This is a genomic window from Verrucosispora sp. SN26_14.1, from assembly GCF_004307965.1.
In the GTDB taxonomy this organism is placed as follows: Bacteria; Actinomycetota; Actinomycetes; order Mycobacteriales; family Micromonosporaceae; genus Micromonospora.
This window is the reverse complement of the sequence record NZ_SISL01000058.1, coordinates 1-20,604: the sequence shown is the minus strand read 5'-3', so window position 1 is coordinate 20,604 and position 20,604 is coordinate 1. Positions and strand designations below refer to the sequence as shown.

The window sequence follows — 20,604 nt, the reverse complement described above, 5'->3', positions numbered from 1 at the left end:
CGACCAGGCCGACGCCGCGTCGCGCCCGGCCACCCGGCGGGTACTCGTGGTCGGGGTGACCGGCATGCTCGGCCACGCTCTCCTGCGCGAGCTGAGCGAGGACCCCGACCTGGACGTGCACGGCCTGGCCCGGCGCGTCGACGACGACGCGGGGTGGTTCCCGGCGCACCTGCGCGACCGGATCACCACGGGTGTCGACGCCACCGGGTTCGCCGAGGTCCGCCGCTTCCTCGACCTGCTGCGGCCGGACGTGGTGATCAACTGCGTCGGCGTCATCAAGCAGCGGCCCGACGTGCAGGAGGCGGTGCCGACCGTCACGCTCAACGCGCTCCTGCCGCACCTGCTCGCCGACGCCTGCGCCGACCTCGGCGCCCGGCTGGTGCACGTCAGCACCGACTGTGTCTTCTCCGGTCGACGGGGTGGCTACGCCGAGGACGACCTGCCGGATCCGCCCGACCTGTACGGGCGGTCCAAGCTGCTCGGCGAGGCGACCGGGCCGTCCGCGCTCACCCTGCGCACCTCGATCGTCGGGCACGAGCTGGCCACCCACCGTTCCCTGGTGGACTGGTTCCTCGCCCAACGGGGCCAGGTACGCGGTTTCACCCGGGCCGTCTACACCGGCGTGACGACCGTCGAGTTCGCCCGGCTGCTGCGCACCGTGGTGCTGCCCCGCGAGGATCTGACCGGGCTCTACCACGTCGCGGCCGACCCGATCACCAAGCACGACCTGCTGCGGTTGGTCGCCGACGTGTACGGATGGCCGGGTGAGCTGGTGCCGGACGACGGGTTCGTCTGCGACCGCTCGATGCGGGCCGACGCGCTCGCCGGAGCCACCGGCTACCGGCCGCCGGACTGGCCGGAGATGGTCCGGGCCATGCACGCGGCCCGCACCCGCTGGACCGAGGCGTCGACGGACCGGCCCGGCATCCGGGTCTGACGGCGGACGAGGACGACCCGCCGGCCGCGTGGTGCGCGGGCCGGCCGCGAACCGAAGGACACCACGTGTTGAACCGTCTGGCCCAGTGGGGCGTCGTCGCGGGGGCGGCGGCACTCGTCGTGGTCACGACCCTCGTCGCGGTCGACGCCCCGCTGGTCGCGATCGGACTGACCCTGCTTCTCCTGCTGGTCGCCCTGGTCCGTCGGGTGGACGGCTGGCGGTGGTTGCTGGGTCTGACCACGGCGCTGCTGGTCTGCGCCTCGTCGGACCTCCCGGCCCTGGTCGAGCTGAGCTTCTATCCGCGCTACGCCGCGGTCGCCGCCCTGGTGGTGTGGGGGCTGTGCCGGCCGGTCCGGGCCCCGGTCCGGCTCGCGCCGTGGACCGGCGTCCTCGTCGTCGCGCTCTGGTCGGTCGCCGGGCTCGCCACGCTCAGCACCGTCTGGTCGGTGGTCCCGATGGAGACCTTCCAGCGTGGTGTGGCCCTGGTGCTGCTGGCCGCCCTGGTGCACGTACTGGTGCGCAGGCGGTGGTCCGCGCGCGGGGTGATGCTGGCCGACCTGCGGACGGTCTACCTGGTCCTCAGCGTCTCCGCCCTGGTCAGCCTCGGGTACGGGGTCAGCGGCGGCGTGCTGACCGCCGCGCTGTCCAGCAGCCAGCGGTTCCAGGGCATCTACAACAACCCGAACATGCTCGGGATCGTGTGCGCCCTGGCCATCCCGCTGGGCTGGGCGGTGTACCAGGAGTACCGCCGACCCGTCCTGCTGCTCGGCGTCCTGCCGGCCGGCGTCTGCCTGCTGCTGTCGCAGTCGCGGACCGCGATCGTCGCCGTGCTCGTCGGCGCCGCCTGGGTCCTGCTGCGGCACGGGCTCGGGCCGGTGGTCCGCACCGTCACGGCGCTGGCCGCGACACTGCTGGTGGCGCACCTGTTCAACCTGCTGCCGGTGATCTTCTCGGCGCCGTGGATGCAGCGGATCGTGCTGCGCTTCACCGATCCCGAGGGCGCCGACCTGTCCAACGGCCGCACCGAGATGTGGCAGGCCACCGTCGACCTGTGGTGGCAGAACCGGCCCACGCTGGGCTTCGGGTACGCGTCCCGCAACCACCTGTTCGAACTCGCCAGTTACGACGAGTTCTTCGGGGCGGGCGTCAGCGTGGTGCACAACAGCTACCTGCAACTGCTGCTGGAGCTGGGACTCACCGCCGTCGTCCCGCTGGTGGCGCTGCTGCTGGCCGCCGGGCGCGGCGCGCTGCGCGCACCGGTGCGCGGGGCCAACTCGGGCCTGGTCTGGCTCGTGGTCAGCGGGGTGATGGTGCAGTTGACCGAGTCGGCCATCTTCGGCACCGGGCAGCCGTACCCGTACGTGTTCTGGCTCGCGGTCGCCGCCCTGCTGCACCGGCCCACCGCCGACCCGGACGAGAAGGCCGGTGTCACCGAGGGCGTACGCACCCGGCCCGGCCGGCGGGCACCGGCCGGGCTTCCCGGCTGATCAGCGGCGGCCCTCGGCGGTCAGGAACGCGGTGACCCGGGACTGCCAGGCCCGGTGGTCGAACGACTCACGGGCCCGGGACAGCGCGGCCCGGCTCATCGCCGTCCAGTCCTCGTCCCGCAGGCGAAGCGCCCGCTCGATCCCGCGACGCACGTCGTCCGGACCGTTCCCGTCGAGCACCAGACCCTCGACGCCGTCCCGCACGTACGCGGCCAGGTCGCTGGTGTGGTTGAGCAGCACCGGGCACCCGGCGGCGAGGCTCTCCGGCACCTTCGACGGGAAGCCGTGCGCGGCGTACCCGCCGGTGGGCCGGACCAGCATCGAGAAGTGCGCGCCGCCGAGCAGCGTCAACACGGTGTCGCGGGGCACCCGGCCGAGGAAGGTCACCTCGGCGGCGACCCGGTCCAGCAGCGCCGGGTCCAGGTCCGACCCGGTGGCGGCCTGCTCGCGGGTGATGCCCGCGATGGTCAGACTCACCCGCCGCTGGTCCGCCGGGGCGAGCCGGCTGATGCCGCGCACGATCACGTCGAGCATGTCCTTGCGACCCGGGGTGCCGGCGTAGAGCAGCCGTAGCCCGTCGGCCAGCGACGGTGTCCGGGGTGGCGCGAACTCGGCACAGTCCACCTGCGGCGGCACCACGAGCACGTCGAGGCCGTACGCGCCGAGGTGGTCGGCGAGTGCACCGGTCACCGCCGTGGCCCGGCGCACCAGCCGGGTGGTCAGGAAGGTGGACCAGCGGTGCCGCACGAAGTACGGGGTGAGCCAGCCGTGCGCGAACTGGTGCCGGTCGTGGCGTTCGCTGGCGTCCACCACCACCGGTGCGCGCAGCACGAGCCGCAGCACCGCCCAGTTGCCGAGCGTCATCATCGCCATCGGCAGCAGCACCACGCCGACGTCGTCGCGGTCGACACCCTCGCGACGCAGGGCACGCAGCACGCGTACCGGTCGGGCGAGGCGGGCCGCCATCCGGGTGAGCCGGTTGCCGCCCCGGACGCGCAGCGTGATCAGGTCGATGCCGGCGACGTCGCCGAAGGGGCCGGGGAAGGGGACCTCGCAGGGCCAGTCGTTCACCACCAGGGTCCGCTCCCCCTCCGGCGCGGCGCTGCGGGCGAGCTGCCGCAGGCGGTTGGAGGTGGCGTCGCCGTACGGGAAGGCGTACGCGCCGACGAGCAGTGGCCGGACCGGGCGTACCCGGGTGGTCGCCGGGTGGCGTTGCTCCGGGCCGCGTACCAGGATCCTGTCGTTCATCTCGATCACCGTTCCGAGCCGGCGGTCTGCCGGCTCCGCTGCGCTGTCGGGTGTTCCTGAGGTCGATAGATGGCGAGGTGGGCGGCGAGTGCGGCGTCGATGGCGAAGACGCTGTCGGTGAAGCGCGCGGCGGCCGTCTGCGGTGTCGTCGTCGCGGTGTACGCGGCGGCGGTCCGCACCGCCTCGGCCCAGACTCTCGGCGGCGCGTCGGTGTCGACGACCGTCACGCCGGGCAGGTGCGCCTCGATGAACCGCACCCCGGGCAGGTCGGCCGCGACGGTGCCGACGCCCAGCGCGACGGGTTCCAGCACTCCCCCGGGCAGCCCTTCCAGGCAGGAGGGGTGCACCACCACGTCGGCCTGACGCAGCAGGTGACCCACGTCGTCCCGGGCACCGAGCAGGTGCACCCGGTCGGCGAGGCCGGCGGCGTGCGCCTCGGCGCGGACCCGTGCGTCGTCGTCCGCGCCGTCGCCGGGACCGACCAGGACGGCGTGCGCCGGCACGCCCAGCGACCGCAGCTCGGCCAGGATCGGCGGCAGCAGCCAGCGCCGCTTCTCCGGCGAGGCACGCCCGACGCTGACGCAGACGAGGGCGCCCGGTTCGGCACCGACCAGCGTCCGCAGGTCGTCGCGGCCGGGTGCCCGCAGCCGGTCGAGGTCGAGGCCGTTGAGCACCACCCGGCAACGCCGGTCGTGCTGCCACCGCAGGTCGTAGCCGAAGGTGAGCGAACTGGGCGAGACGCCGAGGATGTCGGTGGCGCTGTGCCGCAGCAGGCGACCGCAGAGCCGCCGGTAGACGCGCCGCCGCAGGCTGCGGCGGACGTTGTCGTCGCCCCGGAAGTGCGCCACCCGGACGGGTACGCCGCAGAGCCGGGCCAGTGCCAGCGGTACGCCGGAGAAGTTGGCGCAGTCGACGTGCACCACGTCCGGACGCCACCGCCGCAGCAGCCCGACCAGGCGCGGGACGAAGTGCGCGTCCAGTGCGACCGGGGTGACCGTGCCGCCGTGCCGGGTGACCGTCTCGGCCAGCGGACCGGGGCCGATCCGGTCGCTGAGCGTCACCAGGTGCACCTCGACACCGGCGGCGGCCAGCCGGGGCAGCAGCTCGGCGGTGCGCATCTCCGTGCCGCCGAAGTTCAGTTCACCGACGATCCGCAGCACCCGGCACGGACGGTCGGGTCGGCGCGTACCCGGCGTCGTCGGGTCATCCGGGAAGCTGGACACCTGCGGGCTCCTTCGCTCGTCGGGCCGGTCGACGGGGCCGGTCTCCGGCGAGCGCCCGCCGGTAGCCCACGAACACCGCCGGCCACATGGTCAGCACGTACGCGAGGCAGGCTGCGACCGGCAGGCCGACGAGCCCGAACTGCCGCAGTCCCCAGACCTTGAGCCCGGCCGCCAGCACCAGGAACGTCGCCCAGCCGACGAACTGCGGCCGGAGCAGGCCGACGCTGTTCTGCACCATGATCAACGGGGAGGTGACGGCGACCAGGAAGGACCAGGCGGCCAGCCCGGCCAGGAGCGCGACCGACACCGAGGCGCGGTCGATGTCGCTCACCCACAGCTCGACCAGCCGGGGGCCGACGCCGACCAGCGCACCGCCGACGACACCGACGACGACGCCGTAGAGGAGCACCATGCGCCGGGTGTTGCGGCGTACCCAGGCGACCTCGCCCCGGGCCAGGGCGGTGCCGTTGACCGGCCAGATCGTCATACCGACCAGCCCGACGAAGATCGACAGTACGCCGAAGAGCTTCCCGACCACCGCGTAGTGGGCCGCCACCACGGGCCCGAGCAGGTACGCGACGAGCGGGCTGTCCATATTGAGCGCGATCGACGACATCGTGGTGAGCGCGAAGAACTGGAGGCCGAGCCGGAGCAGGCCGACGGCGGTGGCCCGGTCCACCAGGGCCGGACCGGGCCGCAGCGCGGGCTCCTGGAACCAGAAGTAGGCCACCGTGTTGAGCAGGTTGGTCAGCGGGACGGCCAGCACCGCGCAGCCGATCACCACCAGCGGACTCCATCCGGCGGCGATGGCGCCGAGCACCGCGCCCATCGCCACCAGCGCACCGGCCGACTGCCAGACGTTGCTCTGCACCACCTGGCCCCGGGCGTACTGGATCCGCTGGATCAGCGAGAACGGGATGTTGACGGCGAAGGCCCCGAAGCAGAGCAGCACCATCGTGGTGGCGTCCGCGGCGACCCGGGCGTCGGTCACGCCGAAGAGCCCGGCCCATCCCACCGTGGGTACGACCACCACCAGCGCGACGACCAGCACCACGGCTACCGCGCCGAGGGTGGCGAAGGCACTGGAGATCTCCCGCGCCTGCGCCCGGACGTCGTGGACGTGGTGGCTCAGCCGGGTCAGCAGACCGTTGCCCAGCCCCAGGTCGGCGAACCAGGCCATGCCGGTCAGCGCGGTGACCGCCATCCAGAGGCCGTACCGCTGGTCGCCGAGGTAGCCGAAGCAGGCCGGGGTGACGACGAGCGGCGCGGCCAGGCCGATCCCCTTCGCCGCCATCGCGGTGGCGATGCCGACCGTGACGCGGCGGTCCCGGTCACCCGCCGCCGCCAGAGTCTCGACGGCGGGCGGTGCCTCGACGGCGGGTGGCGTCGTGGCGGGGTCGACCGGGACGCTCGGGGCGGTCGACCGCCCCGGTCCGGTCCGGCTCGCCGCCCGGTTCACCGGGTCCCGGCGGAAGCGACGTCGCGCCGCCCGGACATCCACTCGACGGTGGCGCGCAGGCCGTCGAGTCGGTCGACCGGGATCACGTCGGGGAACAGGTCCCGCAGGCGGGCGTCGTCGGCCAGGGAGTGCGGCACGTCGCCGGCGCGCGGTGCGGCGTACTCGCGGGCGATCGGCCGCCCGAGCAGGCCCTCCAGCTCGTCGACGACCTCCAGCAGGGTGGCTCGCGCCCCGAAGGCGAGGTTGACCGGATGCGGGTGCTGCACCCGACGGCGCAGCGCGTCCAGGATGACCTGGCAGACCGTGCCGACGTAGGTGAAGTCGCGGGACTGGGTGCCGTCGCCGTGCACCACGACCGGCTCGCCGTGCAGGGCGGCGTACACGAAGCGCGGGATCACCGCCGCGTACGCGTGGTCGTGCCGCTGCCCGGGCCCGAACACGTTGAAGAACCGGAAGGCCAGCGTGGACAGGCCGTACGACGCCTGGTACGCCAACGCGTACGCCTCGGCGGAGAGCTTGCTCGCCGCGTAGGGGCTCATCGGGCGGGTCCAGGTCAGCTCCGCCTTGGGCAGCGCGGGATTCGTGCCGTACACCGACGACGAGGAGGCGACGACGACGTGTCCGACGTGGTGTCGGCGGGCCGCCTCCAGCACCATCAGCGTGCCGGTCGCGTTCGCGTGGTGGGAGGCCACCGGGTCCCGCAGGGAGCGGGGCACGCTCGGCAGGGCGGCCAGGTGGACCACCGCGTCCCGGCCCGCCATCGCCGTGTCCAGGGCGACCGGGTCCAGGATGGAGCCCTCGACCAGGTCGACGCCGAGTCCGTCCAGGTTGCCGGGGAGCCCGACGGAGAGGTCGTCGAGGACGGTCACCTCTTTGACGGCGGGATCCGCCAACGCGGCGCGGGCCAGATTGGATCCGATGAAACCGGCCCCGCCGGTGACCAGAATGCGCATGGACAAAACCCCCGAATGAATGTCGAAGCTATGTATATCCACTCATCTGGGTCAGCGTCCCGCGTTCGCGGAATTCCGTACTGCTGTCCGGGAGCCGACCGTGCGCCGCCGACCAGGGGATACGTGGCGCACAGTGACATCATCGGTACGCATCACGGCGGAGGTGCCGGCCATGGGAGAACTGATCGTCTACCGTTCCAACGCTCTGATGACCGTCCGGTCGCGATTCGACGCCACTCGGGACGTGCTGATGCCGGCGAACATCGCCTATCCCCTGGGCATGGTCGGCATGTGGCACTCCAGCCTGCCGCAGGTCACGCTCGTCCCGTCGACGGCGACCGACGCGCAGGTGTGGCCCTCCCCGTCGGCCGTGGGCACCCCGATCCACGACACCTCCGACGACAACTGCCCGATCAACACCGGCTGGTCGTACGTGGGCGGCAACCACGGGTACAACGTGGGCAACCAGATCGCCGTGACCAACCACGGCAAGACCACCGCCGACGTGGGTTCCCGGTGGACCGACGGCACCCGGGTGTTCACCCTGCTCGCCATCACCAACGCCAACAGCCTGCTCTTCGGCAACCCGTACGTGATCGTGGACGGCATCGCCCAGGGCGCGCGGGTCCGGCCGGCGGCACCCCTGACCCACCTGTCCGGCGCCACGAACCGCACCACCGTGCCGATCACCGGACTCACGCCGGACGTGCAGATCCGTCCGGCCACCCACACCCACGTGGTCAGTGTCGAACTCGACGGTCGGGCGCTGCCGGACGGTCGGCGTACCGGCCAGGAACTGCGGATCCGGGAGTCGTACCTGATCCCCTCCTACCAGGGGATGATCGACACCGCCCAGGCGAACATCGGCACGCCGATCGCCACGATCATGTCGCGGATCCCGTCGCTGTGCCGGATCGACAACCTGTACCGCTGGAGCACGGACGGGCTGCTGATCTCGCAGACGGTCACCGCGCTGAGCCGCTTCGCCCTGAACGCCGGGGTCACCCAGTGCTCCGCGCTGACCGTGCCGACCGGCGGCAGCCGCCGGCAGTTCATGGCGAACGTGGGGGTCGCCGGCTCACTCAACTGGTCGACCTGGGCGAAGCTCGACACCCTGACCGTCCTCACCGACATCACCCCGGCCACGCTGCGGGATCCGCTGACGCCGGCCGCCAGCATGACCCAGTGGGTGGTGGACTCCGGTGGGGTGCAGAAGTGGGGCATCGCCGTCGGACTGCTGCCCTTCGACGACGGGCAGCCGGCGACGCGGGCCCGGCACACCACGGCGAAGTGCTGGTTCGTCAGCTCCAGTCTCAAGAAGAACTACCCGCAACTGGTGTGGGGACGGACGTTGGAGCCGAACGACTCGGTGACCGGCACGGCGTACCGTCGCTACCTGGCACCGCCCTCGACCGCCACCGAGATCGTCGTCTCCACCGGCACCCACGACGTGGTGGTGATCGAGCGGGTCGACCCGGCCGCCCAGACCCGGATGGCGGCGCCCGAACTGTTCCACCGGCGACTGGTCGCGGACGGTCCGACCAACCTCGCCGTGCCGGACCGGGTCGCCGTCGACGGCATCCCGTACTCGGTACCGGTCTCGCCCGGTTACGGCATGTGGCGCGCCCAGCCCGCACCGCCGGCACCACCGCAGGTGCCCGGCGTGACGCTCGGCGTCGGCAGCTACTTCCTGCCGCTGGCCGGTCCGACCCGGACCTGCACGTACACCGGCGCGTTCCAGCGGCTCCTGCTGCACCCGGTGTACCTGGCCGAGCCGACGCCGGTCGACCGGGCCTGCGTCGAGGTGACCACAGCCGGCACCGGCGTGTTGCGCCACGGCGTGTACGCCCACGACCCGACGACCGGGCGGCCCGCGCTCCTCGGCCCGATCGCCGACTTCGGCACACTGGCGGTGACCACCGCCGGGATCAAGGAGTCGGTGCTGAGCACGCCGGTCATGCTGCCCGGCGGCTGGCACTGGTACGCACTCGTCTGGCAGGGCACCGGCAGCACCGCGCCGACGCTGCTGGCCGAGGCGGCGGGCGAGACGGCGCTCAACATCGGCACCGACCGGACAGCGATGTCCGGCGACCGGTACGGCTACCAGGTGTCCGGCGTGACCGGCGGCCTGGGCGCGATCACGGTCGGCGGCGTACACCAGTTCCCGCCACCCCGCGTGGCCTACCGGCGGGCCTGACGGCCGTCAGACCGTGGTCACCCCGTAGATCCGCTTCATCGCCTCGTGTTTGGCGGGCACCGGCAGGTGGCCGATCCCCAACGACTTGGCCTGCAACCGCGCGAGGTACTCGTCGGTCGTCCGCAGCGGTCGCGCCGGCACCCCGGCGGCCACGGTGTTGTCCGGGATGTCCCGGGTGACGATCGAGCCCGCCCCGATCACGCACCGGTTGCCGATGGTGACCCCCGCGAGGATCATCGACCGCATCCCGATGTAGACGTCGTCGCCGATCACGATCGGCGCGGTCCAGTCGAGGTCCGGGTGCTCCTTGCGGAGGATCAGCGTGCCGCCGTCGTGCGTGACGAACTGCACCTCGGAGGTGATGAAGACGTTGTCGCCGATGGTGATCAGCCAGGGCTCCGAGCCGAACATCGCCCGGCTGATCCCATAGAACCGGACCCGGCCGGTCAGGTTCACCCCGAGGGAACGGGCGAACGCCTCCGGGTCACGGGTGGCGGCGAGATGGTCCCGCACCCGCTGGACCAGCGTACGAACGCGACGAGACACCTGACGTCCTCACCTGACGAAGTACGCGGCGACGGGCGGGCGCGCCCGCACCGCCGGACACCCTCTTAACGAGCCGGACCGGGTACGGGTGACGGACCCGGCGACTCGACAATCAGCGGCAGAACCGACGGGCGTGCTCCAGCACGTGGAGTTCCCGGTTCTGCCGCCGCCAGAGCCGGTACTGCCGCGCGGCGAGCCGTTTCGCCTCGGCACGAGCGGCCACCGGCCGGGCGGCGAGCCGATCGAGCACGGCGCTGAACGCGGCCGGTGTCGCGGGGCGTACCACCGCTCCCCCGGCCTCGGCGATCAGCGCGCTGAACGGCGTCTCGTCGGAGCAGATCACCGGGCAGCCGGCGGCCAGACTCTCGACGATCACGTGACCGTAGTTCTCGCCCAGCGTCGGGAAGAGGAACGCGTCGTACCGGCCGAAGGTGTCCAGCACCTGCGCCGCCGGGAGTTCGCCCCGGTAGGCGACCCGGACGTGTCCGGGCATCGACTCGACGATCCCGCGACACCGTGCCCAGTACTCTTCGTCCTCCACCGGCCCGAAGATGTCGAACTCGATCGGCCGGGTCGTACCGGCCACCGCCTCCAGCGCGGTGACCAGGTTCTTCATCGGCGAGATCCGGCCGACGAAGACCAGTCGCAGCGGCCCCTCGCGCGGCTCGGCGGGTGGGGCGGGATCCTCCGGCACGGCGCACTCGTTGCCGTTGACCATCACCTGGGCCCACGGCACGGCCGCCCGGATCTGCTCCTCCTCCCGCCGGCTGCACGCCTGCCAGCGCACGTCGAGCCGACGCAGCAGCGGCGCCCACACCGACAGGAAGAGTCGCTTCTTGCGCGACCTGATGTCGAGGGCGGCCGGCGCCAGTTCACCGCGCGGCGCGAGCAGGATCGCCCCGGCGCGCAGCACGCCCGAGGCGACCGCGAGGATCGACACCACCGAGAACGCCGACCAGAGGCTGTTGAGATAGAGCAGGTCGACCGGCCGGGAGCGGACGTGCCGCAGCAGCCGGGCCCAGTGCCGGAGGGCGAACGGGTCGAGGTAGAACACGGCGGCGCGGGCGTCGCGGTGCAGCAGCCGCCCGGACAGCCCCGGGTAGGACACCGGTGAGCGCAGGTCGCGGTCCCGGGTGACCAGGGTGACGTCGATCCCCTCCGGCAGGGTGTCCAGGATGTACCGCAGGGAGCGGATCGGCCCGCCGCCCCGGAAACCGGGCTCGAACACACCGGCGGTCGCGACGACCCGGTAGCCCGCCGCCTCGACGGCGCACCGCGACGCCGACCGGGGCATGCCGGCGACGTCGGGCGGGCGGGTCCTCACCAGCTTGGTCACTGTGTGGCTCACCTTCAGAGAGCGGATGCCGTCACCGCAGGCCGCAGCCGCGCCGTCCGGTCCGAAGTGGACCCTGGGGCCGGATGCCGGCACGGCCGTCACCATCGACGCGCCGGGACGGTTCAGATGGCGGAGAGCGACCGGCGTTCTCCGCGGGCGAGGGAGCCACGGGTGACGACCGACGTAGTGATCGTAGGAGTCGGCGGGATGGGCCGTGAGGTATATCGGGTAATTTGTCTACTCAACACGCCGGTGTCCGACTCGCCGCGATGGCGGGTGCTCGGATTCGTCGACGACTACCCCACCGAGCCCGACGTGGCCCTGGTGCACCGTCTCGGGGTGCCCTTCCTCGGCCCGACCCGCCGGTTGGGCGAACTGCCGACCCGGACACGGGTGGCGCTCGGCGTCGGCCGACCACGGCTGCGCCGGGAGACCGCCGAGGCCATCGCCCACCACGGGCTGACCGCCGCCACGGTGATCCACCCGGATGCCGAGATCGGCACGGACTGCGTGGTCGGCGAGGGACTGTTCGCGGCCGGCGGCGCGCGCGTGACGACCAACGTCGTCCTCGGCCGACACGTCCATCTCAACCAGAACTGCACGGTGGGGCACGACGCGGTGCTGGGCGACTACGTCTCGGTCAACCCGCTGGCCGCCGTCTCCGGCCACTGTCGCCTCGCCGAGGGCGTGATGGTCGGCACCACCGCCGCCGTCCTGCCCCGGCTGACGGTCGGCCGGGACGCCGTCGTCGGAGCCGGGGCCTGCGTGACCCGCGACGTCCCGGCCGGTGTCGTGGTCACCGGCGTACCGGCCCGGCCGACGCCGTCCTCAGTGCCGGATGCCCGCCCAGTCGTGATGGCGGCGCACGGTCGACAGGAGGAAGTCGACCACCCGGCGTGAGGTGTCCGGGACCTGGTAGTCCAGCGGACACCCGGCGGCACCGGCGGCGGCCTGCGCCACCACGACGCGGACCGCCTCCACCACCCCGGCCGGGTCCAGACCGGTCATCACGATCGCCCCGGTGTCCAGCGCCTCCGGACGCTCGATGGACTCGCGCAGGGTCACCGCCGGGAAGCCGAGGATCGCCGACTCCTCGCTGACCGTGCCGCTGTCCGAGAGCGTGCACCGGGCGTGCCGTTGCAGGGTGACGTAGTCGAAGAAGCCGAACGGCTCGTGGAAGGCGATCGACTCCAGCCGCGTACCGTCCACGGCGAGGGACTCCAGCCGCTTGCGGGTGCGTGGATGGGTGGAGACCAGCAACGGCAGGCCCCACTCGTCGCGGACGGCGCAGAGGCAGTCCAGCAGTCGTCGGAGCCGGTCCGGGTGGTCGACGTTCTCCTCCCGGTGGGCGCTGACCACGACGTAGCCGCCGGGCTCCAGGTCGAGCCGTGCGAGCACGGTGGAGGCGTCGATCTGCGGCCGGTAGTGATCGAGCACCTCGCGCATGGGCGAACCGGTGTGCAGGATGCGCCGGGGGTGCAGACCCTCGGCGAGCAGGTTGCGCCGGGCGTGCTCGGAGTAGACCAGGTTGAAGTCGGCGACGTGGTCGACCATCCGCCGGTTGGTCTCCTCCGGCACGTTCAGGTCGAAGCAGCGGTTGCCGGCCTCCATGTGGTAGACCGGCACCTTCATCCGCCGGGCCATCAGCGCCGAGATCGCACTGTTGGTGTCACCGAGCACCAGCAGCGCGTCCGGACGCGTCTCGGCGATCGCGGCCTCGGTGCCGACCAGGACCGCACCGAGCAGACTGCCGAGCGAACTGGTGTCCGCCCGCAGGAACCGGTCCGGTGCGCGGACACCCAGCTCGGTGAAGAAGATGTCGGAAAGGGCCGGGTCCCAGTTCTGTCCCGTGTGCACCAACGTGTGCTCCACGGTCCGGTCCAGCGCGTCGATCACCCGGGCCAACCGGATGATCTCCGGCCTGGTCCCGACAACGGTCATCACCCGGGTCACGGGCATCTCCTCACAGCGGTTTCCGATGAACGGTGCGGTGGGCGGCAGGGCCACCGGCTCAGGACGTACGCCCCTGCGGGGGCACCCGGTACGCCGGGTCACGGATCACGTGCCGCGCCTGGTCGAGCACGCTGACCCGGGTCAGGCTCGCCCGCCAGCGCCGGTACGCCGCCCCGGCGGCCACCCGGGCCGCGTACCGCTGCTCCGGCGCGGCGGTGGCGACCTGCGTGACCAGGGCACCCAGGGCCGACGGGGTCAGTTCGGTCAGCACCAGCCCGCCGCCGTCACGCAGCACGGCGGTCCAGGGGGTGCGGTCGGAGCAGACCACCGGGCAGTACGCCGACAGGCTCTCCGCGATGGCGTTGCCGAAGTTTTCGCCCCGGGTCGGCAGCACGAACGCCTCGTACCGGGAGAAGGTCTCGCGGACGTGGTCGGGATGCAGCTCCCCGCGATAGGAGACGGTGGCCGTTTCGGGCAGGGCCGCGATCAGCTCCTGGCAGCGCCGCCAGTACCCCGGGTCCTCCACCGGACCGTAGACGTCCAGCCGGACCGGCACCGGCACGTGGGCGAGCGCGCGGAGCACCAGGTCGAGGTTCTTCATCGGGGAGATCCGTCCGATGAAGACCAGCCGCGCCCGCGCGGTCGGCGGCAGCGCGACCGGTTCCGGCTCCGGTTCGGGGCCGCTGGCGACGGCGACCACCCCGATCCGGGCCCGGGGCAGCACCCGCCGGATGTCGGCGGCCTCGGCCGGAGTGGTGGCGTGCCACAGCACCCGCGGCTGCCCGAGCATCCACCGCCAGCCGGCCAGGAAGATCCGCTTGCGCAGGCCGTGCAGCCGCAGCGCGGCCGACCCGAACTCGCCCCGGGGGGCCACCAGCACGCGCCGCACCCGCAGCAGGCCGAGCCGGGCCGCGACGATGGGCAGGATGGAGAAGGTCGACCAGACGCTGTTCACGTAGAGCAGGTCGAACCGGACCGTGCGCAACGCGCGCCAGAGCTGTCGCCAGTGCGCCGGACGGCGTACTCCGAGGTAGAAGATGTTGGTGCGGCCGAATCGCGCCCACCGGCCGGAGAGACCGGGATAGGGGTCGGGCGAACCGAGGTCGTGGTCGCGGGTCAACATCGTCGTCTCGATGTCGTCGCTGGCCTTGGCGAGCACGTCCGAGATCGAGCGTACGGGGCCGCCGGCCCGCCATCCGGGAACGAAGTACTCCGCCGTGACGAGAACACGGAATTGTTTCTCGTCGTATTCCGAGAGTTCTTCCCGGAATTGCGACACGGGGGTGGTGTCGTTGACCATCTTCAGCTCCTCGCCGGCGCACGGGACTGCTTGGCCCAACGATCGAACGCTTTAGCGGTGACTGCCGAAGGCGGCAGGCGACACCTTCCGAACAGTATGCGTAAACACGAAATCCAGACCCCGAAAAACGCTATAAAAGCCAGGCGACCACACCGCCGACACAGCACTAGGGGACTTAATGTCACGAGTGGCACTCATATCCGGTATCACCGGGCAGGACGGCAGTTACCTGACCGAGTTCCTGCTCGACAAGGGATACACGGTGCACGGGATCAAACGGCGCTCGTCGTCGTTCAACACCGATCGGCTCGACCGCATCGACGTGCACCCGCGCAACTCGGACGCCCGCTTGTTCCTGCACTACGGTGACCTCACCGACCCGGCCACGCTGACCTCGCTGATCCGCGACGTCCGGCCGGACGAGATCTACAACCTCGGCGCGCAGAGCCACGTCCGGGTCTCCTTCGACATCCCCGGCTACACGGCCGACGTCACCGCGCTCGGCGCCCTGCACATGCTGGAGGCCGTCCGCGCCGCCGGCATCGACTGCCGCTACTACCAGGCGTCCTCCTCGGAGATGTTCGGCTCGACGCCGCCCCCGCAGCGCGAGGAGACACCGTTCCACCCGCGCAGCCCGTACGCGTGCGCCAAGGTCTACGCGTACTGGTCGGCGGTGAACTACCGCGAGTCGTGGGACATGTTCTGCGTCAACGGCATCCTGTTCAACCACGAGAGCCCCCGGCGCGGCGAGAACTTCGTCACCCGCAAGGTCACCCGAGCGGTCGCCCGCATCGAGGCGGGCCTTCAGGACCGGCTCTACCTGGGCAACCTCGACGCGGTACGGGACTGGGGCTACGCCCCGGAGTACGTCGAGGCGATGTGGCTGGCCCTGCAACAGGACAGCCCGGACGACTACGTGGTCGCCACCGGCGAGGGACACACCGTCCGCCAGTTCGTCGAGGCGGCCTTCGACCAGGTGGGCCTGGACTGGGAGCAGTACGTCGAGATCGACCCGGCCTACTACCGGCCCGCCGAGGTCGACGCCCTGATCGGCGACTACGGCAAGGCCCGCCGCCGCCTCGGCTGGGCACCCAAGACCCTCTTCGGGGACCTGGTGCGGGTGATGGTCGACGCCGACCGTCAACTGCTCGAGGACGAACGGATGGGACGTCTGGTGCGGGTGGACCGATGAGGGTCACCGTCGAGGCCACCCCGATCCGGCCCGGCCACGCGGCCGGTGTCGAGGCGTTCGCGTACGGCCTGCTGGCCGGGATGGCCGCCGACGACTCCTGCGACCTGCGGGTCACCGTCCTGCGCGGCACCCTGGACCAGTGGCGCGGGCACCTGCCCACCGACCGGATCGACTGGACCGAGGTGGCCCAGCCGCTGCGGTCGGACAACCCGGCCGGACAGTTGCTGCGGCGCTGGACCCCGACCCGGGTCCGCAACTCGGTGACCGTCCGGCGGACGGTCAACCTGCTGCGTCAGCGCTCCGAACCGCCGTCGTCGGGCGCGGACGTGACGTTGTACCCGTTCCACTGTGCGCCCACCGGGTCCGGCAGGTCGGTGGTCGTCCTGCACGACCTGCGGCACCTGCACGCCGACTTCCACTCCCCCGGGTACGCGGCCGTGGTCCGCGAGAACGTGGCGAGGGCCAGCGCCATCGTGGTGACCTGGCCGCACCCGTACCGGCAGGCGCTGCGCCTGTTCCCGGAGGCGGCGCAGCGCACCGTGCTCATCCCGACGCCCACCTTCCAGCCCGCGCCGGAGCGCGCGAGCGCCCGACCCGAACCGGGCCTGCTCATCTATCCGTCGTCGACCGCGACGCACAAGAACCACGCGACGCTGCTGGAGGCGATGGCACTGCTGCCGGAGTACCGCCTGGTCTGTCCGGGGCCGCTCGTCGAGCCCGAGGCGAGTCGGCTGCTCGCGCGGGCCGCCCAGCCGGACCTGCGCGGCCGGGTGTCCTTCCCCGGCTTCGTCAGCCTGGACGACCTCAACGCGCTCTACGCCCGCGCCGACGCGGTGGTGGTGCCCTCGCTCTGGGAGGCGGCCAGCGGGACGATGCTGGAGGCGTTCAGTTGGGGGCTGCCGGTGGCCTGTGCCGACGCCGAACCGCTGCTGGCCCAACTGGAGTTCACCGGGGCGCAGGCGGCGGTGTTCCGGGCCACCGACCCGTCCTCGCTGGCCGACGCGGTCCGCCGGCTGTCGGACGACCGCGCGCACTACGCCGCCGCGTCCCGCCGGGCCGACGGTCGGCTCGCCACCCGCACCTGGGCGGCCACCGGCCGCGACTACCTGGACGTGCTGCGCTGGGCGGCGGACGGGCAGCCCGGCCCGGTGCCCCGGTCCGCGTTCGCCACCGCCCTCGATCCGGAGGTGGTGTCGTGAGCGCGCCGGAGCGCTTCCCGGTCGCCCGGCCCAGCATCACCGAGTTGGAGGAGCGCTACGTCGTCGACGCGATCCGGAGCGGCTGGATCTCGTCACACGGCCCCTACCTGCGGGAGTTCGAGGAACGCTTCGCGCGCCGCTGCGGCGTGGACGCCGCCGTCTCCACCGGCAACGGCACGGTGGCCCTGCACCTCGCGCTCGCCGCCGCCGGCATCGGGCCGGGCGACGAGGTGATCGTCCCGGCACTGACCTACGTGGCGACGGCGAACGCGGTCGCGTACTGCGGTGCCCGCGCGGTCTGCGTGGACGTGCTGCCACAGAGCTGGTGCGTCGACCCGGCCGCCGTCCGCGCGGCGATCGGCCCGCGTACCCGGGCGGTCATCGCCGTCGACCTGTACGGCCACCCGGCCGACTACCCCGCCCTGCGCGATCTCTGCCACCGGCACGGGCTGCTCCTGGTCGCCGACGCGGCCGAGTCGTTCGGCGCCACGCTCGACGGGCATCCCACCGGGTCGCTGGCCGATGTCACCACGTTCTCGTTCTTCGGCAACAAGGTGATCACCTCGGGCGAGGGCGGCTGCGTGACCACCTCCGACGACGCCCTGGCCGACCGGATGCGTCTGCTGCGCAACCAGGGCATGGACCCGCACCGCCGCTACTACTTCCCGGTGCTGGGCTACAACTACCGGATGACCAACCTGAGCGCGGCGTTGCTCTGCGCCCAGCTCGACCGGGCCGACGAGATCATCGCCCGGCGCGACCGGGTGATCACCGGCTACGAGGAGCAGTTGGCCGACGAGCCGGCGCTGACCCGCCAACCGGTGCTGCCCGGGGTACGCCGGGGGGCGTGGATGGCCGCGTTCCTGGTCGGTGCCGAGGGCGACGCCACGTCGCGGGACGCGCTGGCCCGCGCGCTCGACCGGCGCGGAGTCGAGACCCGACCCTTCTTCGTGCCGATCCCCGAGTTGCCCGCACACCACGATCCGGCGGCGGACTGCCCGGTGACCACCGACCTCAGCCGTCGGGGCATCAACCTGCCCACCCACGCGGAACTGGGCGAGGCGGAGGTCAAGACGGTGGTGGAGCGGGTCCGCGCCGCCCTGGCCGACTGAGCGCCCGGGTCCGGCCGGGACGATCGGCGCAGGCTACCGCGAGCCGGCGCCGATCGTGCTCCGGACCGTACGACCGAGACGCCGGTAGATGTTGACCGCCGTGCCGGAGGTCTGGAACCTGAGCCTGTCCCCGGTGCTCAACATCGCACGGGTGCCGGGCACCTGCCCGGCGAACGCCCGCCGCAACCACGGTCCGACCACCTCGGCCGCCCGTGGCACCGCGTCCGGGTCGACGGCGGGCGGCAGCACCCGGTCGTAGATCCGCAGCCCGTCGAAGGGACGGTCGAAGAAGGCCGCCGTCTTCGGCGCGTACGAGATGGGCAGGATCGGCACGTCCAGGGCTGCCCAGAGCGCGCTCGAATGCAGCTTCATCGAGACGGCGACCGTGCACTCGGCCATCGCGGCGGCGAAGTCGAGCAGGTCCACGCCCTCGTACGGCAGCACCGTCGCGTCTGCGCCGGCCAGGTGCCGGCGCACCTGTTCGGTGAAGGTCACGTCGGGTCCCCCGGTCCCCGCCTCCAGGACGAAGAGGCGCACCGCGTCGACGCCGTACCGCTCGGCGACCCGGGCCACGTGGCGGGCGGTGACGGTCACGTCCAGCCCCGGCCACCGTCGCAGCGCCACACCCAGCACCTTCGGGCGGTCGGGCGCGGCTGCGGGGCGTACCCCCAACCCGTCCAGGAAGGTCCGGTCGACGAAGTCCCGGCAGCGCCGGGCCCGCCACCCCAGCCGCTGCTCCGCCAGGGTCACCGAGTCGCCGTCGCGCAGATAGCACTCGTCGAACGGGGAACCGAGTGCCCGCAGCCGGTGTTCCCAGTCCGCGCTGAGCGGGCCGAGTCCGAGTCCGACGGCGAGCACCGGCACCGCCGGCAGGTGTCGGGGCAGGAAACTCAGCCACCGGTAGGGGGTGTGCGGATGGTGGCTGGTCTGGAGCAGACCACCGCCGCCGAACAGCACCGCGTGGCAGCCCTGGAAGCTCAGTTCGCTGCGGCGGGAACCGGGCAGGTCCCGTCCCGGACGCACCGGTCGCGGGCGCAGTGCGGCACCGAGCCGGGCCGAGATCGCCGTCCAGTCGATGGGGCGACCGAAGCTGAGATATCGCACCTCGGTCTCCTCGTCCACCTCGCCGGCGGCGGCCACCGCGGCGATCAGGATCAGGTCGTCACCGAAGTTGCCGGCCTCACCGAGGCAGACCAGTCCGACTGTACGGGTCACCGCACAACTCCCTTCCGCCCGCCCAGCCGCAGATAGCTGGACCACCAGCACACGGCGCTGACCAGGGCGAGTACGGCCAGGGCGCCGGCTGCGCCACCGGCTCCGAACAGGACACCACCGGCGACGATCGTCGCGATCCGCAGCGGTCCGAGCACCACGCCGATCGCCAACGCGCGCCCACCGGCGTGGGCCACCCGGTGCCCGGCGAAGGCGACGAGGGCGATGGGGGCCAGCAACGCCTCGACGGAGAGCAGCGGCAGCAGCGGACGGGCCGCGTGCCAGTTGTCGCCCAGCACGGCCCGCCCGATGTCGTCCGGCAACAGGCACACCATCAGCACCAGCGGGAGCATCACGCCGACGGTCAGCGCGACGACCGAACCGGCCACCCGCAGCCGGGCCCGTCCCGTCTCCGGACGTGTCTGGGCCAGGTACGGCACGATCAGCGAGGAGAGCGTCGTCATCAGCAGGGTGACCGGCCCGAAGACCGTCCGGGCCGCGCCGAGGGCGCCGACCACCGCCACCCCCGCCGTGGCGGCCAGCGCGCTCAGAGCCAGTTGCGCCGAACCGGTGGTGACCAGGAACTGCGCGGCGAAGGAGGCGGCCACGCGGGTGCCACGACGGTCGAGCCCCCAGCCGGGCACCACGTCGTACCGCAGCCGCAGGGCGACCACGACGCCGATGACGGCACCGGAGAACGCCCAGCAGACGAAGATCATGAACGGCGGCACCGAGGCGACCACGGCCGCCCCGACGGCCAGCGCGGTGCAGCCCAGCCAGACACCTTCCTGGGCCAGCGCGACCCGGGTACCGCCGACACCGATGCTGATCGCCTTGACGTAGTCGTAGACCACCAGTCCCGGCAGAGCCAGGCCGGTGACGGTGAGGTAGTCGGCGCCGACCACCACTCCGGTGGCAGCGGTGAGCAACCCGGCCAGCACGGCGACGGCACCTGCCCGACGCGCCCCCCGCGTGATCTCGTGCCGTGCCGGCCCGGTCCACGCGGCCAGCACCGCCTCGGTGACCGCCGTCCGCACCAGGCCGATGACGAGTACGTAGATCGAGAAGGCCAGGGCGAACTGCCCCAGTCTCGACAGCGACTCACCGCGCGCGACGGACACCGACACCATCAGGTTGCCCACGCTGGACAGCCCGTTCACCGACAGCGCCACCAGAGTGCGCCGGACGAACGCCCGCCGCCCGCCCGCCCGGGTGATCCCACTCCCGGCCGGCGGGCCGGGCCGCGCCGC

The 20,604-nt window shown here is 72.5% G+C and carries 17 protein-coding genes; 7 read left to right on the top strand and 10 right to left on the bottom strand.

All coding sequences use genetic code 11. The features are described from left to right. Both EYA84_RS08610 and EYA84_RS08605 read left to right on the top strand, forming a co-directional pair. Nucleotides 1-937 (top strand): SDR family oxidoreductase (locus EYA84_RS08610; protein ID WP_201272334.1); only part of this gene is annotated, 937 nt, incomplete at its 5' end. A 65-nt stretch (nt 938-1,002) separates the two neighbouring features. Further along, complete coding sequence (locus EYA84_RS08605) at nt 1,003-2,424, top strand: O-antigen ligase (protein ID WP_131052507.1); 1,422 nt, start codon at nt 1,003-1,005, stop codon at nt 2,422-2,424. On the opposite strand, the gene EYA84_RS08600 is transcribed toward EYA84_RS08605, so the two are convergent. The 4 genes from EYA84_RS08600 to EYA84_RS08585 are packed head-to-tail and all read right to left on the bottom strand — an operon-like array spanning nt 2,425 to nt 7,307. Then, nucleotides 2,425-3,672, bottom strand: coding sequence for a glycosyltransferase (locus tag EYA84_RS08600; protein ID WP_131052506.1), 1,248 nt, complete (start codon nt 3,670-3,672; stop codon nt 2,425-2,427). A 5-nt stretch (nt 3,673-3,677) separates the two neighbouring features. Beyond that, nucleotides 3,678-4,895 (bottom strand): glycosyltransferase, encoded by a 1,218-nt coding sequence (locus tag EYA84_RS08595; RefSeq protein ID WP_131052505.1) that lies wholly within the window; start codon nt 4,893-4,895, stop codon nt 3,678-3,680. Continuing rightward, a complete protein-coding gene (locus tag EYA84_RS08590; protein ID WP_131052504.1) occupies nt 4,876-6,354 on the bottom strand; it encodes a lipopolysaccharide biosynthesis protein in 1,479 nt (492 codons plus the stop codon). The genes EYA84_RS08595 and EYA84_RS08590 overlap by 20 nt, the downstream gene beginning before the upstream one ends. Further along, a complete protein-coding gene (locus EYA84_RS08585; RefSeq protein ID WP_131052503.1) occupies nt 6,351-7,307 on the bottom strand; it encodes an NAD-dependent epimerase/dehydratase family protein in 957 nt (318 codons plus the stop codon). The genes EYA84_RS08590 and EYA84_RS08585 overlap by 4 nt, the downstream gene beginning before the upstream one ends. A 172-nt stretch (nt 7,308-7,479) precedes the next feature. On the opposite strand from EYA84_RS08585, the gene EYA84_RS08580 reads away from it, so the two are divergent. Beyond that, nucleotides 7,480-9,504, top strand: coding sequence for a hypothetical protein (locus EYA84_RS08580; RefSeq protein ID WP_131052502.1), 2,025 nt, complete (start codon nt 7,480-7,482; stop codon nt 9,502-9,504). Nucleotides 9,505-9,510: 6 nt separating this feature from the next. Here EYA84_RS08580 and EYA84_RS08575 read toward each other — a convergent pair whose 3' ends face one another. Together EYA84_RS08575 and EYA84_RS08570 are read right to left on the bottom strand one after the other, a co-directional pair. Beyond that, complete coding sequence (locus EYA84_RS08575) at nt 9,511-10,050, bottom strand: acyltransferase (protein ID WP_131052501.1); 540 nt, start codon at nt 10,048-10,050, stop codon at nt 9,511-9,513. Nucleotides 10,051-10,162: 112 nt separating this feature from the next. Then, nucleotides 10,163-11,386, bottom strand: coding sequence for a glycosyltransferase family 4 protein (locus EYA84_RS08570; RefSeq protein WP_161594936.1), 1,224 nt, complete (start codon nt 11,384-11,386; stop codon nt 10,163-10,165). A gap of 126 nt (nt 11,387-11,512) precedes the next feature. Here EYA84_RS08570 and EYA84_RS08565 point away from each other — a divergent pair, with 126 nt between their 5' ends. Further along, the gene (locus tag EYA84_RS08565) at nt 11,513-12,286 is read left to right on the top strand and encodes an acetyltransferase (protein WP_255446602.1); all 774 of its coding nucleotides are present in this window, start codon (nt 11,513-11,515) and stop codon (nt 12,284-12,286) included. Here the strand turns inward: EYA84_RS08565 and wecB are convergent. Together wecB and EYA84_RS08555 are read right to left on the bottom strand one after the other, a co-directional pair. Further along, nucleotides 12,215-13,345, bottom strand: a complete 1,131-nt coding sequence (gene wecB / locus EYA84_RS08560) for a non-hydrolyzing UDP-N-acetylglucosamine 2-epimerase (RefSeq protein WP_236145662.1) — start codon at nt 13,343-13,345, stop codon at nt 12,215-12,217. The genes EYA84_RS08565 and wecB overlap by 72 nt on opposite strands. Before the next feature lie 52 nt (nt 13,346-13,397). After that, nucleotides 13,398-14,639 (bottom strand): glycosyltransferase, encoded by a 1,242-nt coding sequence (locus EYA84_RS08555; RefSeq protein ID WP_131052497.1) that lies wholly within the window; start codon nt 14,637-14,639, stop codon nt 13,398-13,400. A 178-nt stretch (nt 14,640-14,817) separates the two neighbouring features. Here EYA84_RS08555 and gmd point away from each other — a divergent pair, with 178 nt between their 5' ends. From gmd to EYA84_RS08540, 3 genes are read left to right on the top strand one after another with little or no spacing between them, the layout of a single operon-like run. After that, nucleotides 14,818-15,831, top strand: coding sequence for a GDP-mannose 4,6-dehydratase (gene gmd / locus EYA84_RS08550; protein WP_131052496.1), 1,014 nt, complete (start codon nt 14,818-14,820; stop codon nt 15,829-15,831). Beyond that, nucleotides 15,828-17,030, top strand: coding sequence for a glycosyltransferase (locus EYA84_RS08545; RefSeq protein ID WP_131052495.1), 1,203 nt, complete (start codon nt 15,828-15,830; stop codon nt 17,028-17,030). Before gmd ends, EYA84_RS08545 begins: the two co-directional genes overlap by 4 nt. Further along, nucleotides 17,027-18,142 carry a DegT/DnrJ/EryC1/StrS aminotransferase family protein gene (locus tag EYA84_RS08540; protein WP_131052494.1) on the top strand — a complete coding sequence of 372 codons (1,116 nt, stop codon included), beginning with the start codon at nt 17,027-17,029 and terminating at the stop codon, nt 18,140-18,142. The genes EYA84_RS08545 and EYA84_RS08540 overlap by 4 nt, the downstream gene beginning before the upstream one ends. Before the next feature lie 33 nt (nt 18,143-18,175). On the opposite strand, the gene EYA84_RS32420 is transcribed toward EYA84_RS08540, so the two are convergent. Then, nucleotides 18,176-19,357: a polysaccharide pyruvyl transferase family protein gene (locus EYA84_RS32420; RefSeq protein WP_161594935.1), complete on the bottom strand. Its 1,182-nt coding sequence runs from the start codon at nt 19,355-19,357 to the stop codon at nt 18,176-18,178. Next, a partial coding sequence (locus EYA84_RS32415) for a hypothetical protein (protein WP_161594934.1) occupies nt 19,354-20,604 on the bottom strand: 1,251 nt, incomplete at its 5' end. The genes EYA84_RS32415 and EYA84_RS32420, both read right to left, overlap by 4 nt.